Raw genomic sequence first — 16,037 nt, 5'->3', positions numbered from 1 at the left:
TTAGCGTTTGAAAGGAGCTAATCCAACATGCCGCAAGCCCAAATTAACCAAGATCCTTTATCTAGCCCATCCGTTCAGCTCTCGGAAAAAGAAAGCATCACCCGCTTGTTAAATGCCTATCTTCGCGAATCAGGGCAATTCGAGCCTAGCGATGTTTCCTTTTTTCATCCTGAAATAACGAAAGTCATTTGGCTCCCACACACGAAGCTTGGAATCTACGGAACTGTTCTGCATTTGTCTGCGGGCGGCCATCATGTGTTTGGGGAGCATTTTTATACAAAGGATGCACAGCAGTGGAAAAAAAACTCGTTCGCCGAAGTGATTCAGCTCGTGCTGGATGAAATTTGCTTCGCCCAGGCAGACTCATCGTCTAAATCGCAAAAACGGGCGGAGCTGGAAGCCCTTATTCATAACAGCCAGCAGCGTTTAAATCACTATTTGGCTTTTGCCGCTGAGCAAGAGCGCGAACAAGGGGAGCGGCTCCTTGATTTCCGCTATTTGGAGCAGGCGCTGCTTTGCGGACATCCCTTTCATCCGACTCCAAAAAGCCTGCAAGGCTTTTCGGACAGCGATTCACAGGCTTATTCGCCGGAATTCGGCGCTGCCTTCACGCTTCACTGCTTTGCTGCGGCAGCTGAATATATTGCGGAGGATTGGCTTGGCGAACAATCGAATGAGGAGCACTTCGCGTGGATTCCGCCTGCGATGAAAGCGGCAGCCGAAGCGAAGCTTGGCGCGGCGAGCGGCGATTATAGGCTTCTGCCTTGCCATCCTTGGCAGGCAGAATATGTACGCAGCCTTGCGCCTGTGCAAAAATTGCTGGAGCAAGGGCTGCTTGTAGATTTAGGGGATACCGGGCCACTCGTATACCCAACCTCATCTGTGCGAACGGTATGGAACCCGGAGCAAGCTTGCTTTTACAAGCTGTCGCTGCACATTCGGATTACGAATTTCATTCGTGAGAATACGCCCGAACAGCTGCTGCGAACGCTTGACGCCTCAAGAGCGATTGATGCTATTCGGAAGGAGTATACGACGGAGTCATTTAAGCTTTTGCTAGAGGAAGGTTACCGCACGCTGCGTATACCTGAAGCCGGGCAAAGCTTGAACGAGGAGTTAATGTCTGCTTTTTCTATGATTGTGCGCGAGGCGCCGGAAGAATGCACTTCTGCCGAGGAGCCGCCATTTGTCATCGCGTCCTTGCTCGAAGTCCCTCCCGGACATAGCGAGCCGCTGCTATTCCGAGCTGTGCGCCAAGCGCTATATCCGAAGCTGCCCGACTGGACAAATTGGCTGCGCCAATATTTGCACCTGTCGATGAAGCCGCTGCTGCATTTATACGCGGAAACAGGCATAAGCCTGGAAGCGCATGTGCAAAATGCGATGCTGCGCTTGCACCAAGGCATGCCCGGCACTTTTTATGTCAGAGATCTTGAGGGTATTAGCATTAACATGGAAATCGCCGAGCAGCGGGGCTGGATTAACACCTTGCTGCGGGAGGACAGCCCTGTCCTCTATTCCGAGGAGCAAGCACGCCATCGCTTAAAATATTATTTTTTCGTTAACCATCTCTCCCATCTAATTGCACGAATTTCGTATTATAGCGGGCAGGAAGAGCAGGTGTACTGGGCGATCGCGAGCGACATGCTGCAAGAAATCAAGCAAACATCCTCCCATGCGCTTTTGCACAATCTTATTCAAGATTTATTAACCAGCGCTACGCTCCCGGCAAAGGCAAATCTGCTCAGCCGTTTTCATCAGCGCGGCGAAACACCCTTATATGTGGAAATACCAAATCCAATGCGCAGAGATGAATCATAAGAACAGCTCAATTCCCGTTTAAGCACCAAAAAGCCTGTTCCCGCAGTCATTTTAGATCATGACAGGAGAACAGGCTCTTTTTAATGATAATGCGCTTTATTCAATGATGTGCTTATTCTTTGGAGGTTAGGAGAGAATCCGCAAGCTCCAGCGATTTCAGCATGCCTAATGCCGAATAATCCAGCCAAGGCTGCTGCTCAATCATATAAATATGTCCATTTTTCACAGCTTTCATATTGTTCCAAATCGCGCTGTTTTGGAGCTCTGCATAAAGCGCCTGCGCCTCATCTGCTTTCGCTACTTCCAGCAATATGCGATCCGCATCATATTCGGGCAGCACTTCTCGGGAAATCGCCTGCGGGCCTTCCGGGAATTTCTCAAGTCCAGCAACCGGATTCAAGCCCAAATCCTCATATAGCAGCGAACCGTAACTGCGGTCAAGTCCATACAGCCTGATTTCCTTTGCCATAACCCGAATGACCAATACCGTATCCTCGCCAATCGCTTGCTTAACGTTTGCCTTCACCTTTGCCAGCTTCTCATCGTAATCCGTCATGAATTGATGCGCCTCTTGTTCGCGTCCTGTCTCTTTGCCAAGCTCAAGCAGTTGTTCGCGCCAAGTCATTTCGCCAAATGCCGGAAGCGAATAAACCGGAGCTATTTTCTCCAATTCTGCCCGATTCCCTTTCAAAAGCTCATCCTGCCCGATAATGAGATCGGGAGCAGCATCCACAATGGCCTCCAAATTCGGCTCTTGCGAATTTCCCAAATTCACCGTTCCTTCCAGCAATGGGGCTGCATGAGGCAGAAAATCCTTCCCTGCTTGCGTAACGGCACCATAAGGCTGAATGCCTAACGCCAATAAATTGCTCGTATGCAAAATCGACAGCGATACAATGCGTTTATCGCCTGCTGAATTTGTGTCTACTGCCGCTGCTGGCGAGCTGCTTGCAGTCGCTGCCCCATCCGCTGCCGCCCCTTCCGGCTGTGTTCCTGCATTGCCGCCGCAAGCTGTAACGATAACAAGCAGCATTAAAATAAATATGCGATGAAACTTGCTCATGCTGTGTTCCTCCTATGGATTATACCTGCCCATTTTTTTTGATAACGATTATCATCATCATCTTCAATTGAATTATAGATAGCTATACGGCGATGCTCCATAGCATATTTTATGATTTTTAGCCTTGTACTTTCTCAGCCATAGCGCGGAGCAGTAAGCAGGGCAACCGCATCGTCAAGCTGCTTGGTGATCGAAAAAGGCGAATAGCCAATCCAACGGGACCAATCCAGCATAAACACATTATTTTTTCTGACAGCCCGATGCCGCTGCCACCCTTCCGTTGCCTGCAATTCCGCCAGCTTATTTAGCGCCCCAGCCTTTGGTTCAATCAGAACAAATAAATAATCCGCTTCATATTGTCCAAATTGCTCTGCCGGCACCTCCAGCCAGTTAAAAATAGTGCCCGCATCATGCTTGTTCATTTCCCGGCGGATTTGCTCCGGCGGCTCCAGCCGCAAGGAGCGATAAAACACATGGCCAATGTTGCGCCCGCCATACATTTTGATTTTATGACCGGCAATAACACAAATAGCAGCCGAACTGCGGCCGATTTTCTGCTCCACTTGCTTTAACGCCTGCGCCTCCCTCGCTTCATGCTGCTCCATCCAATGCTGGGCATGGCTTTCCCTATCCGTCAATTTAGCGATTGCCCGCATATGATCAAAGCAATCCAGACTAAGCCAAGGTACCGTAATAATAGGCGCAATATCCCCCATATACATTCGCGTCTCGTTTAAAATGTGCTCCTTGCATAAAATGACATCCGGCTTGCTGCTGAGCAGGCTTCGCCGTTTATATTCCCAGCTCGCCATGCCGTCTGTTTTGGCGGAAAGCCATTTTTTCTCCGAAAGCAGCTCGCCATTACTATCCTTTTCACAGGGATTAATACCTAACACGAGCAAGTTTTCGGTGTACGGGGAAGAAAGGGAGGATACTTTTAATGGCGGATGCTTCTTCATATACACAGTAGGAGAGCTGCCGTAGCTTGCCTTAAATCGGCGGCTGAAATAAAATTCATCGCTGAATCCGGTCAAGCGGGCTATATTTCGCATTTTTTCAGGCGTGGTGAGCATAAGCTCCCTAGCGCGGTTCATCCGCAGCTGATTCAAATATTCTATCGGGCTTTTGCCAAGCCTGAGTTTGAACTGAGCAGAGTAATAAGTCGGGTGCATTTGGGCGACCTGTGCCAGTTCCTGCAGCGTAACGCCCGTCGCATATTGACGCTCCATGTAATGGAGCGTGCGCTGAATCGGATCATCAGCATGCTCAGCATACGCTGGAACGCTGCCAACTAGCAAGGCAAATAACTTATGCATGTGCTGCTGATAGCGCAGAGGATCAACACTCGGCGCTGCATAATCACAAGCTGCCAGTTGCTTGCACAGCCGGGACATGGCGGCAGTATGGGCAATAGCCAGCTTTCCCGTTACGGGAAACTCCAGCTCTTTGTCGAAGGTCAGCTGCTTGCTGCTTCGATCTCCCATCCGAAACAAATGGAAAGCCAGCCGGAATAATAAAAGGGGCCGATCCGGCTCGACTTTCCATTTCACAACCGTTCCTGGCAGCAGCATAAATGCTGTTTTGGGGCTGAACTGGGAGGGCCGGTGATTGAGCTGCAGCTCTCCCTTCCCTTTTACAACGTATATGAGGGTGTGGCTTTTGATTGGATAAGCTTCCTGCTGCCAATCTTCAGGGCTCTCCAAAATATCGGCCTGCTTGATTTCAACTAAGGTTTGATGAAAAAAGGGATGGGCTTCCTTCTTGCTAATCATCGCTGCTGCCTCCCAACATAAAATTCGCCTTTCTTTAATTGATAACCATTATCAATAAGGCCATTTCTATTGTAATGGAAATGAGGGCGTTGTTCAAGAGACAACCCCCATTCTCCCTTCCGGCATAATCACATGTTTCGCAGCGCTTTGAGCCATTATCCCCTTAGCTCAGAAAGCTTGAAGGCTTCAGCCGGAGACGAAGACAGCCTGCCGCCCATCAATAATAACGAACAAAGAAGGACCCTTTTATCGCATGCCATTTGTTTTCATTTATCTGCCGGTCCACAACGAAAACTCCTCCTCGGTAGCAAGCACGCTGTGAGTCGCCGAAACGGCCTGCTCCGTTCCTCTCTCATAATCGATTCCGCTGCTTGCATATTCGTAGGAGAGGGTGACTCTCGTTTTTTCCTTCAACGGATTAGCATGGGGAATCGCCGACAACAACGACTTCGTATACGGATGCACGGGGCGCTCGAAAATATCCTTCGTCGTTCCCGTCTCGACTAAATAGCCTAAATGCAGCACACCGATTCGATCAGAAATGTATCTGACCATCGATAAATCATGGGAAATGAACAAAAAGGCCGTGCTCGTTTCCTCCTGAATGCTCTTAAGCAAATTCACAACCTGCGCCTGAATCGACACATCAAGCGCACTGATCGCCTCATCGGCGATAATAAGTCCCGGCTCCATAATAAGCGCCCGGGCTATGCCTATGCGCTGCCGCTGTCCGCCCGAAAACTGGTGCGGATAACGGTTCGCATGCTCGCGCGACAGCCCTACTTTTTCGAGTATGCGCTCTACCTTCTCTTGGCGCTCCTGCTTCGTTCGGTACAGCTTATGAATGTCCAGCCCCTGCGCAATAATGTCGATTACTTTTTTTCGCGGATTAAGCGAGGCCATCGGATCTTGAAAAATCATCTGCATCTTGGTGCGCAGCAGCGTATGCTCCTTCTCCCTAAGCGTCCCGGAAATATCCGCACCTTGAAAAGAAATCATGCCCGCTGCCGGCTCATACAGCCGAATAATCGTTCGCCCGATCGTCGACTTGCCGCTGCCCGACTCTCCTACAAGCCCGTAAGTTTCCCCTTCATGGATGTCAAAGGAAACCCCGTTTACCGCCTTCACTGTATAATGCTTGCTTACTCTAAAATGCTGCTTCAGATCAGCAACTCGTAAGATGGTTTTTCTTCCCACTCGCTTCCCGCCTCCTTCGCCGCCTTGCCCAATCTCGCTTTCAGCGTCTCTGACATTTCGATCTTCGGCGCATTCTCATGCAGCAGCCAGGTCGCCGCATAATGCGTGTCCGTCACTTTAAACATGGGCGGCTCCAGCTTGAAATCAATGTTTAGCGCATGGACGTTCCGCGGCGCGAAGGCATCCCCAGTAATGGGATGAAGCAAATTCGGCGGACTGCCGGGAATCGTGTACAGCTTTTCATTCGGCGAGCCCATGTCCGGCATTGAGGAAAGCAGCCCCCATGTATATGGGTGGCGAGGATCGTAAAAAATTTCTTCCACCGTCCCCCGCTCAATCATTTTTCCCGCGTACATGACCGTCACATAATCCGCAACCTTCGCAACGACGCCTAAATCATGCGTAATATAGATGACCGAAATGCCTGTTTTCGCTTGTATCGTTTTTATCAGCTCTAAAATTTTAGCCTGAATCGTCACATCAAGCGCCGTCGTTGGCTCATCGCAAATGAGCACCTCCGGGTCGCAGGCGAGCATAATCGCTATGACGACACGCTGGCGCATGCCGCCGGACAGCTGATGCGGGTAGCATTTCATCCGCTTCTCAGGATCGCTTATGCCAACGAGATACAGCAATTCCAGCGCCCGCTTGCGCGCTTCGGAGCGGTTTTTTTTCAAATGGATGATCATGCTTTCCATAATTTGATTGCCAACGGTCATCGTCGGATTCAGCGACGTCATCGGATCTTGAAACACCATGGCGATTCGCCGGCCATTGATTTGCGAGCGCATTTCCTTTTGCGACAGTTTAAGCAGATCCTGCGTCACCCGCTTGCCTTTATCCTCATAGTGGAATAGGATTGAGCCGGCATTAATTCGGCCATTGCTGCTCAAGATTCGCATGATTGCCTTTACTGTAACGGACTTTCCGCTGCCGGATTCCCCGACAATCGCGACCGTTTCCCCTTTGCGCAATTCCAGATCCACTCCGCGTATGGCATTTACGAGCCCGCTTGCCGTTTCAAACGAGATCGATAAATTACGGATTGAAAGCACCGTTTCGCTCATCTGCTTCCCCTCCTAGCTTTCTTTCATTTTCGGATCAAGCGCATCGCGCAGCCCGTCTGCGAGCAGATTGAAGCTCAGCATCAGCAGCGCCAGCACAAGGACCGGAGCGACAATCATATACGGATAAATCGTCATCGATTTGAAGCTTTCACTAATCAGCGAGCCTAACGAGGCCATGGGCTGAGGAATGCCCAGACCGATAAAAGCCAGAAAAGCTTCAGTAAAGATCGCGCTAGGAACTGAAAACATCGACATAATAATGATCTGCCCAAAAATATTCGGTAAAATATCTTTGAAAATAATCCGGAAATGACCCGCCCCAAGCGTTCGGGACGCCAGCACAAACTCCTGTTCCTTCAGCTTTAAAATTTGCGCCCTCGCTACCCGGCTCATCCCAATCCAGCCTGTAATCATTAAGGCGAGCGTTATCGTTACAAACCCCGGCTTCAGCACGACAATGAGCAGCGTCACTATGACCAAATTCGGGATGCCACTTAAAATTTCAATAAATCGCTGCATGGCATTGTCAACCGAACGGCCGAAGTAACCGGAAACAAGGCCATAGCACATGCCAATAATCATATCTACTGCAACGGCAATTACCGCAATGTATAAGGAAATGCGCGTTCCCTCCCAGGTACGGGTCCATAAATCCCGCCCCAGCGTATCGGTGCCGAAAATATAATAGACGTCGGTCAGCCCTTTTTGCTCATAAGCATTAATTCCATTGGCTACCCCATTAAAAATAAAAAAGTGCTCTAACCCTTCAATGCGCGGGGGCAAGCTTTTATGCTTAATATGGATTGATTTATATGTGTGCTCATTCATCATCGGCCCAAAGGCGGCGAAAAAAGAAATGATAATAATAATGACAAGGCCAAAAACCGCACCTTTATTCGCCTTAAAACGCAGAAAAGCGTCCCTCCCATACGACTGGCTCGTATAAGTATGATCGATTTGCGCGCGCTCGCTATTGCCAGCAAGTTCGAAGTCGCCACCTGTACCTGTATAAGCTTGAACCGGATTACCCATGCTTCTCCCCCTTAGCCAAACGAATGCGCGGATCGATAACGCCATATAAAATATCTACAGCCAGCATAATTGCAATAAACATTATGCTGTAAAGGAAGGATACGGCGATGATGACGTTGTAGTCATTGATTTGAATCGCCGTCACGAGCAAGCTGCCGATGCCGGGAATGGCGAAAATCTGCTCAATAACGAGACTGCCGGTCATTAAAGCGACAACGAGCGGCGCCAGCACCGTAATAATGGGAATGAGCGCATTACGCAGCGCATGAACGATAATCAGCCTCGCGCTACCCACTCCTTTGCTCTCCGATAGCCGTATGTATTCTGAGCTAAGCACTTCGATCATTTCAGAGCGAGTAAAACGGGCAACGGTCGCAATCGTAAACATCGAAAGGGCGATCGTTGGCAGCACGGTAGACACAAACGGTGATGCAGAGCTATACAAGAGCGGAAACCACTTGAGCTTCCATCCCAAAAAATACGACAGGGCGAGGGCAAATACATAAGAGGGAAAACTGACACCAATGACTGATACAAAAGTTGTCAAGCTGTCGGCAATGCTATTGTGCTTAAGGGCGGCTATAATGCCGAGAAGCAATCCAATCACCGTTCCCAGCAGAACGGCCTGAAACCCGATTTGGATGGATACGGGCAGGCGCGCCTCCAGCATGGCGGAAATCGGCATATTTTTCTGAATGACATAGGAAACGCCGAAATCACCGCTCAGCATCGCTTTAATATAATGGACGAAGCGATTAAACACGGGCTGGTCAAGGCCATATTTGGCATCCAGCACCGCCCGCTGCGCCTGGGTAATTTTCTCATCGTTAAATGGCGAGCCCGGCATAAGCTCCAGCATAAGGAAGAGAGCCAGCAAAATAACGAGCAGCGTCACAACGGCTAAGCCTAATCTTTTTAACACATAGTTTCTCAATCGTTTCACCTCTCAAGCGTAAACGGATGTCGCCGTCCTCTGGCGGCAAAGCTATCATTTCGCGATAAAATGCAAGCCCATTATAAGCGCAAAACTTATTAATGCTTATCTTTAAAAAATGCCGGATAGCGGCTGCAGCAACGCCCGCCCTGCCATCCGGCTGCTCTCGTTTATTTGATTAGCTTTTATTAGCACTTTTGTAGAAGACGTTGACACCCACCGAATGAAATTCAATGCCGGTTACTTCCGGCTTAATTAATACCGCATTGCCCTTCTGATACACAGGGAAAATGACGGCCTGATCCATGACGATGGCTTCCGCTTGTTTCAGCACGTCCCATCTTTCAGCTGGCTTGCTGGCCAGGTCTCCCTTGCTCGCCCGATTCACAAGCTCATCGTACGTTCTATCTTCCCATAAGCCGTAGTTGTTCGGGCTGCCCATCGTCCACATATCAAGATATGTCATCGGATCGGCATAATCCGGGCCCCATCTCGTCAGGCCGACCTCATAATTTCCCTGCTGCATAAGCTCTATCCTGTTTTTCTTCGGCTGGGACTTAAGTACAAAGCTTACACCCGGCAGCGCCGTTTCAATTTCGGATTGAATGAACTGGGCGACGAGCGTAGCGGATTCCGTATCCTCGAACAGCAGCTCCAGCTCAATAGCCTCCGTTCCAAGCTCCTCCTTCGCTTTCTCCCAATATTTCAGCGCTTCGGTTTTATCCGTCCCCGGATAATTTTCGGCTGTTTCCCGGTAATCCTTGCCGTCCGGCCCCGTCGCCAGCAGCGTCGGAACAGCGAAATCGGCCACAATCGAGCCATCCTTCAATATTTCATCGACAATCGCTTGTTTGTCGTAAGCAAGCGATAGCGCCTTGCGCAAATTCAAGTTTTCGAGGCCCGGCACCTTCAGATTAGGCGATAAATACCAAAGATAGCCTGCCACGATGTTATGATATTCCGCGCTTTGCTGGTAGTTTGCAATTTGCTCGCCGGACAGCATGACATAATCGAGATCGCCATTTTCATAAGCCAGAATCGATTGCTGTGTATCTTTAATAATTTTGTAGTTCAGTCCATCCACTTGGATATGGCCAGCATCAAAATAATCTGCATTTTTCTCTAAGTAAAAGGCCGTGCCGCCCACTTCCCACGTTTTCATTTTGAAGGGGCCGTTTGCAAGCAATGCATCCGCAGTCAAAGCGTATTCAGTACCTTTTTCGTTATAAAACGCCTCATTGATTGGATAAAAAGAAGGAAAAGCCATCAAAGAAGTGAAAAATGCGACGGGACGATCCAGCTCTACGGTCAGCGTTGTTTCATCCACCGCTTTTACGCCCAACTCCTCGATGCCCTTCTCGCCGGCAACGATGGCATCGGCATTTTTGACGCCGGCAACGCCCATAATGAAGCTGTACTCACTCGCTGTTTCGGGGCTTACCAGCCGTTTCCAGGCGAACTCAAAATCCTTCGCCGTAACTGGCGTCCCGTTGGACCATTTTGCATCTCGAATCGTAAAAGTATAGCTCAAGCCGTCCTCGCTCAAATCTGCCTTTTCTGCCATTGCGAATTGCGGCACGCCATCGGTATCAATCGTATACAGCCCTTCAATCGTCGCCGCAATGACTTCAAAAGATAAGCCGTCCGTTGCAATAGCCGAGTCCATAGAAGCTAGCTCTACATCCTTGCCGAGATTAATCACCTTCGCTCCACCCGTGCTCGCTTCTGGCGAGGCACTAGCAGACGGCTCGCCAGAAGCTGCCGGCGCAGTCGTACTTGTCTTCGCGCTTGTACAACCAACCAGCATCAAAATGACCGCGAACATGCAAAACGCTACCTTTACTTTTCCCAAAAATGTTTCCTCCCCAAAATGACCAAAATAAAAAGGAAGAACGTTCCATGTAAAAATTAGGACGTTTTAACCTTTTTATGAATTATACAAACCTGTTAATTTTATGTCAATAAATATAACTTATTAACGTTAGGAATTAGACAGATTAGATGGATTCAATGTCATTTTCGAGATTCCCTTACTCTTATAGGTTAGTTTAATGTTAGGTTTAAACATTAAATGTTTTATTTCGCAAAATTCATTTATTTAAAGCATCACAAGTTAACATTAATCTGGAAGGCTTGTTTTTTACGAGCTTGTTTATAGTTATCGAATAATTACCGAACGATTTTGCAGTTCATTACATCGAATGTTCAATGTATTCCGCTTCAAACCTTGTTTTAAAAAAATGCCGGATCACAGCTGCTTGAACTTCCGCTTCTGCGATCCGTCTCTTCAAGGAATCAGCCCATTATTGTTTATCAGCTAATTTGTAAGAAATGCTGCCACCTATAGCGCCAAGATTAACTCCACTTACCTCTGGTTTAATTAAAATAGCGTTGCCCTTCTGATATACAGGGAAGATAACCGCTTCCTCCAGCACTTTCGCTTCCAGCTGCTTTAACGCTTCCCACCGTTCCTCAGGCTTGCTGGCCAGATCGCCTCTGCTCACCCGATCCGCAAGCTCATCATAGGCTTTCTCGCTCCATTTGCCAAAATTGTTCGGATTGTCTGTCGTCCACATCGCCAAATAGGTCATCGGATCGTTATAATCTGGCCCCCATCTGGTCAGGCCCACTTCATATTCGCCGTTGTACATCAGCTCGACGCGATTTTTCTTCGGCTGGGACTTGAGCGCGAAGGTTACGCCGGGCAGCGCTGTCTCAATTTCCGATTGAATGAACTGCGACACCAGCGTCGCGGATTCTGTATCCTCGAACAGCAGCTCCAGCTCAATGGCATCAACGCCAAGCTCGGCTTTCGCTTTTTCCCAATATTGCAGTGCTTCTTCTTTATTGCCTGATGGATAGCTGCCTGCTGTTTCCCTAAAGTCCTTCCCATCTGGCCCGGTCGCTAGAAACTGCGGAACGGCAAAGTCTGCTACGATGGAGCCATCCTTCAATATCTCATCGACGACCGCTGTTTTGTCATAAGCAAGCGAGAGCGCTTTGCGCAAATTCACATTTTCAAGACCAGGAACCTTCTGGTTCGGTGACAAATACCATAAGAAGCCTGTCAGCACGCTATGGTATTCCGGACTTTGCTGATAGTTTGCAATTTGTTCGCCAGAGAGGGCGACATAATCGATGTCTCCATTTTCGTAGGCGAGGACAGATTGCTGGGTATCTTTAATAATTTTATAGTTCAGGCCATCCAGTTTCACACTGGCTGCATCGTAGTAGTCATTATTTTTTTCCAAATAAAAGGTTGTTCCGCCGACCTCCCAGGTTTTCAGCTTGAACGGGCCATTGGCCAGCAGCGCTTCTGGAGTCAATGCATATTCCGTGCCTTTCTCCTTCAAGAAGGCTTCATTTACAGGAAAGAAAGAAGGAAAAGCAATTACAGAGTTAAAGAAAGGAATGGGGCGTTCAAGCTCCACCGTCAGCGTCTTGTCATCAACAGCCTTTACGCCAAGCTCATCGAAGCTTTTCTCTCCGGCAATGATGGCATCGGCATTTTTCAAACCGGCTACTCCTGCGATGAAGCTGTATTCACTAGCCGTTTCCGGATTAACAAGGCGCTTCCATGCAAATTCAAAATCATGCGCTGTAACCGGAGTGCCATTGGACCACTTCGCCTCTCGCAGCGTAAACGTATAATGCAGGCCATCCTCGCTCAAATCTACCTTTTCAGCTAAAGCCAGCTGGGCCACGCGATCCTCATCAATCGTATACAAGCCCTCTGTTGTAGCGGCAATCACTTCAAAGGACAGACCGTCTGTCGCAATGGCGGAATCCATCGACGCAAGCTCCACATCTTTTCCCAAATTAAGCACCTTCAGCGCTGAAGGACTCGCTTCTGGCGTCACGCTCTCTGAAGGGGCACTAGAGCTTTCAGCTGAAGCTGGCGTCGTACCCGCGCCCTGCTTTGCGCTTGTGCAGCCTGCTAATAATAAAAGGACCGAAAATAGGACGATTGTTATCTTTACTTTTTTCAACAAGGTTTCCTCCCCAAATGCTAGAAATAAAAAGGAATCTCATTCCATGTAAAATTCAGGATGTTTCAACCTTTTTATGCATTATACAAGTCGACTTTTTTAAAGTCAACTATTCTTATCGGAATTATAAAATTAATTAATATACCGATAGAAAAATCAAATAACCCCTATCTCGGCAGAGACAGGGGAACTAAACTAGCCATTCAATGATTACTTAACCAGGCTCACACCAGCGGGCAAGTCCTGCATTGACCGCCTCCAGCGGCGCCGTTTCTGTACGGTCAATCGCCCACGCAATATAGCCATCTGGGCGAATCAATGCCGTATGGACATTTTCCCAACCGGTACCCGCTTCAGCTATAGAAGCTTGCACGCCTTCCACATGCCCATATTTCTCCCAATCGACTAGCTCGCCAAATTGGGAATCACCAGCAAGGTGAAGCAATACATAGGAGCCAGCATGCATGAGCTTGTAGGATTTCAGAAGAGAGCCGCTCTCCAGCCTCAACGTAAGCTCCGAGAATCGGCGTCCATTCAGGGCATGCGAAGGAGAGTGCGGGTCAGGCGCATAGCCCACATTAAAGGCTGAAATTTGGTCAGACAGCAGCGCATTGGCTTCGGGAATTTGCAGAAGGGATGCCATTAGCTTTCTGAGCTCCATTACGCCCGGAAGCTGTCTAATCAATAGAGCCTGCGCTTCGGTATTGCGGAGCAGCGCCGTGCTGACAGGATAACGTTCCTCATGATAGCTATCCAAAAGCCAGTCCGGGGCCCAGCCATTCAGCTTGGCAGCCAGCTTCCAGCCCAAATTCACAGCCTCCTGCAAACCGACATTCATCCCCTGCCCTCCTGCTGGGAGATGAATATGCGCCGCATCACCGGCCAGGAAAACCCGGTTTTTGCTAAAATGCTCAGCCTGGCGAGTTGCATTGCCGAATCGCGAGAGCCACTGCGCTTCTCGAATACCAAAATCTTGTCCATAAACACGCAGCATGCTGGACTTCAGCTCATCCAGTGTTACGGGTTCATCTTTAGCAATCGCCATCCGCTCGTTATCAAACACAATAACCCGGTAAATGTGCTCAGTCACGGGTACAATCATGATGCCGCCCTGCTCCGTAAATTGGGATACGGTTTTGCCTGGCTCAAGATCTGGCAATTTGACGTCTCCAAGCATGCCGGTAAAAGTAGCATCCGTTCCTAGAAAGGCGATCCCCAGTTGTTTGCGGACAAGGCTCCCCCCGCCATCAGCACCCACAGCGTATTCAGCAGTCAGCCTATATTCCCCTTCCGCTCCTATCGCCGTCACTTCAACACCTTCATCGTGCTGGCGGATCGATTTCACTTCCGTTTCCCGGAAAATAGCTACCCCTAGCACTTTTGCCCGTTCCTCCAGCAGCTTCTCGGTTTCACTTTGCGCCAGAAACAATGTATAGTTCGAGGCTGAATCCAAAATTGAAAAATCCAACGGCGTCGGGAGGCCGGCAAAATGCCCTCTTGGAATCGGTCTCCCCCTCTCCAGCAGTTCCGGCGTCATGCCTCGCATATCTAAAATCTCCAATGTGCGAGGATGAATGGTTAATGCCCGGGAATAAGGCGTTGTTTCCTGCAAACGCTCCAACAAGCACACTTTTACATTAGCTAATGCCAGTTCAGAGGCTACCATCAAGCCGACCGGTCCACCTCCTACCACAATTACGCCATAATTCATCTTTCGTCACACCTTTCCATCGATTATTCATCATGTTTGCTCCGTTATCTTTGTAATGCTTTGCTCATAGAAACCGATCAAATCCAGCAGAAACCGCTTGACCACTTCAAGCTCGGCCTCGCTATAGGCATGCAAAATCCCCATAAATTGCGCTTGCGCCTTATCATGTATCTCTTCATGAATGGCATACAGCTGCTTGCCCGGCGTAGTCAGACGAAAAAAAACTTCCTTTTTGTTGTCATTTAATTGTGTTCTGCGTACCCAGCCGTTTTTCAAAAGCCGGGTCGTCACCTTGGAGACGTTTCCTTTGCTAAGCGCCATTTTATCGGCAATTGTTGTCAAATTAAGCGGCTCGTGTTGCCCGATGCAGGAAATCGTATGAATTTCCGTCATATTAATCTGCGTATCCAATTCAAGGCTGTTGCGCAGCTCCTTTAGAAACTGGCTGCCCTCATTCTGCTCAAACTGCTCCATCTGATGCAGCAGCTTAATCAGCAGCTCATAGACATATTGCTTGTTCAACTGGTGTTTTTCCATGCTTAACCCATCCTTTGTTAGCTTCACTCCTTTCATTATAGCGCATATATTGTTTCCAAAGAAACAATTAGAATAATAAAAATGATGCTCTGCCGCTACAGGTTACAGGATGGTCAGCTTCTTTTCAGCAGGAGTACGCGACTTTGCTTTCGGAATTTTATCGTAATAGCCCATTAGCAATATCCCAACAATACGCTCATCCGCTTTGACACCTAGTCCTTCAGAAAATATAGGAGAATGAATACATTCGAGCGTCGACCAAACCATCCCGATCCTTTGCTCCCAAGCCAATAGTTGAAAGTTTTGAATGAGGCAACTGACGGCTCCATAATCCTCCTCTTGCTTATGCGCATCCTTGTCCGCTTTCATCACAACAATTAAAAATGCAGGGGTTTTGCTGTAATGCTGCATCATCATTTGCTTCAGCTTTCCAGGCATTAGCTTAAGACGTTTCATATGGCCCATCGACTCCATCATTAGGTCGACCAGCTTGGCTTTTGCCTCCATACGCTCGGCTACAATAAAGCGCCAAGGCTCCCTAAGCCCATGATTGGGTGCCCACACAGCATCATTTAACAATTGGAGCAGCATATCTGGCGCAAGCGGCTTTTCGTTAAAGTGCCGAATGCTCCGCCTTTCACGAATTGTAACGGCAATGCTCATTGTAAGACTCCTCCTTTATTTTTTTAATCCAGAAATTTTGTTTCAAAGGAAACAATCCAGCTATAGAAAGAGAATTAAATTGCGAAACCTCGTATAAATTGTTTCCTTTGAAACAATTTAATCACAACCATCCTCCATTCGTCAATGAAGGGTTGAAAATAGCAGCTGCACCAAAACCTCTCGCTCCATTCCGCAATCAAAAAAAGAAGTGTCTTCAAACCGCTAGAACACTAAACGAGGAATTGATAGCG

Annotated in this window: 12 protein-coding genes; 1 reads left to right on the top strand and 11 read right to left on the bottom strand. The window is 48.5% G+C overall.

Annotation, left to right across the window (positions count from 1 at the left end):
* Positions 1-27: 27 nt before the first annotated feature.
* The gene (locus BBD42_RS19395) at positions 28-1,821 is read left to right on the top strand and encodes an IucA/IucC family protein (RefSeq protein WP_099519502.1); all 1,794 of its coding nucleotides are present in this window, start codon (positions 28-30) and stop codon (positions 1,819-1,821) included.
* Between the two features lie 112 nt (positions 1,822-1,933).
* Here the strand turns inward: BBD42_RS19395 and BBD42_RS19390 are convergent, their stop codons facing one another.
* The 11 genes from BBD42_RS19390 to BBD42_RS19340 form a co-directional block, all read right to left on the bottom strand.
* On the bottom strand, positions 1,934-2,884 hold the full coding sequence (locus BBD42_RS19390; RefSeq protein WP_099519501.1) for an ABC transporter substrate-binding protein: 951 nt from the start codon (positions 2,882-2,884) through the stop codon (positions 1,934-1,936).
* Positions 2,885-3,018: 134 nt separating this feature from the next.
* A complete protein-coding gene (locus tag BBD42_RS19385) occupies positions 3,019-4,656 on the bottom strand; it encodes an AraC family transcriptional regulator (RefSeq protein ID WP_099519500.1) in 1,638 nt (545 codons plus the stop codon).
* A gap of 270 nt (positions 4,657-4,926) precedes the next feature.
* Positions 4,927-5,853 carry an ABC transporter ATP-binding protein gene (locus tag BBD42_RS19380; RefSeq protein WP_099519499.1) on the bottom strand — a complete coding sequence of 309 codons (927 nt, stop codon included), beginning with the start codon at positions 5,851-5,853 and terminating at the stop codon, positions 4,927-4,929.
* Complete coding sequence (locus BBD42_RS19375) at positions 5,817-6,920, bottom strand: ABC transporter ATP-binding protein (RefSeq protein WP_099519498.1); 1,104 nt, start codon at positions 6,918-6,920, stop codon at positions 5,817-5,819. Before BBD42_RS19375 ends, BBD42_RS19380 begins: the two co-directional genes overlap by 37 nt.
* Before the next feature lie 12 nt (positions 6,921-6,932).
* Positions 6,933-7,952, bottom strand: a complete 1,020-nt coding sequence (opp3C, locus tag BBD42_RS19370) for an oligopeptide ABC transporter permease (RefSeq protein ID WP_099519497.1) — start codon at positions 7,950-7,952, stop codon at positions 6,933-6,935.
* Entirely contained in the window at positions 7,945-8,886 is a 942-nt protein-coding gene (locus BBD42_RS19365) for an ABC transporter permease (protein ID WP_099519496.1), read from the bottom strand. Before BBD42_RS19365 ends, opp3C begins: the two co-directional genes overlap by 8 nt.
* 178 nt (positions 8,887-9,064) lie before the next feature.
* Positions 9,065-10,738 carry a peptide ABC transporter substrate-binding protein gene (locus BBD42_RS19360; RefSeq protein WP_216364854.1) on the bottom strand — a complete coding sequence of 558 codons (1,674 nt, stop codon included), beginning with the start codon at positions 10,736-10,738 and terminating at the stop codon, positions 9,065-9,067.
* A 451-nt stretch (positions 10,739-11,189) separates the two neighbouring features.
* Complete coding sequence (locus BBD42_RS19355; protein WP_099519495.1) at positions 11,190-12,875, bottom strand: peptide ABC transporter substrate-binding protein; 1,686 nt, start codon at positions 12,873-12,875, stop codon at positions 11,190-11,192.
* A gap of 214 nt (positions 12,876-13,089) precedes the next feature.
* Positions 13,090-14,586 (bottom strand): monooxygenase, encoded by a 1,497-nt coding sequence (locus BBD42_RS19350; protein ID WP_099519494.1) that lies wholly within the window; start codon positions 14,584-14,586, stop codon positions 13,090-13,092.
* A 30-nt stretch (positions 14,587-14,616) separates the two neighbouring features.
* Positions 14,617-15,123, bottom strand: a complete 507-nt coding sequence (locus tag BBD42_RS19345; protein WP_099519493.1) for a MarR family transcriptional regulator — start codon at positions 15,121-15,123, stop codon at positions 14,617-14,619.
* Between the two features lie 102 nt (positions 15,124-15,225).
* Positions 15,226-15,786, bottom strand: a complete 561-nt coding sequence (locus tag BBD42_RS19340) for a nitroreductase family protein (RefSeq protein ID WP_099519492.1) — start codon at positions 15,784-15,786, stop codon at positions 15,226-15,228.
* Positions 15,787-16,037: the final 251 nt, after the last annotated feature.

It is taken from the genome of Paenibacillus sp. BIHB 4019, assembly GCF_002741035.1.
Classification (GTDB): Bacteria; Bacillota; Bacilli; order Paenibacillales; family Paenibacillaceae; genus Pristimantibacillus.
This window is presented reverse-complemented; position numbering and strand designations above follow the sequence as displayed.

Bases quoted from the DNA above. Each gene is read 5' to 3' on its own strand.
- BBD42_RS19385 (WP_099519500.1), bottom strand. From the start codon at position 4,656: ATGATTAGCAAGAAGGAAGCCCATCCCTTTTTTCATCAAACCTTAGTT.
- BBD42_RS19390 (WP_099519501.1), bottom strand. From the start codon at position 2,884: ATGAGCAAGTTTCATCGCATATTTATTTTAATGCTGCTTGTTATCGTT.
- BBD42_RS19395 (WP_099519502.1), top strand. From the start codon at position 28: ATGCCGCAAGCCCAAATTAACCAAGATCCTTTATCTAGCCCATCCGTT.
- BBD42_RS19350 (WP_099519494.1), bottom strand. From the start codon at position 14,586: ATGAATTATGGCGTAATTGTGGTAGGAGGTGGACCGGTCGGCTTGATG.
- BBD42_RS19345 (WP_099519493.1), bottom strand. From the start codon at position 15,123: ATGGAAAAACACCAGTTGAACAAGCAATATGTCTATGAGCTGCTGATT.
- opp3C (WP_099519497.1), bottom strand. From the start codon at position 7,952: ATGGGTAATCCGGTTCAAGCTTATACAGGTACAGGTGGCGACTTCGAA.
- BBD42_RS19340 (WP_099519492.1), bottom strand. From the start codon at position 15,786: ATGAGCATTGCCGTTACAATTCGTGAAAGGCGGAGCATTCGGCACTTT.
- BBD42_RS19375 (WP_099519498.1), bottom strand. From the start codon at position 6,920: ATGAGCGAAACGGTGCTTTCAATCCGTAATTTATCGATCTCGTTTGAA.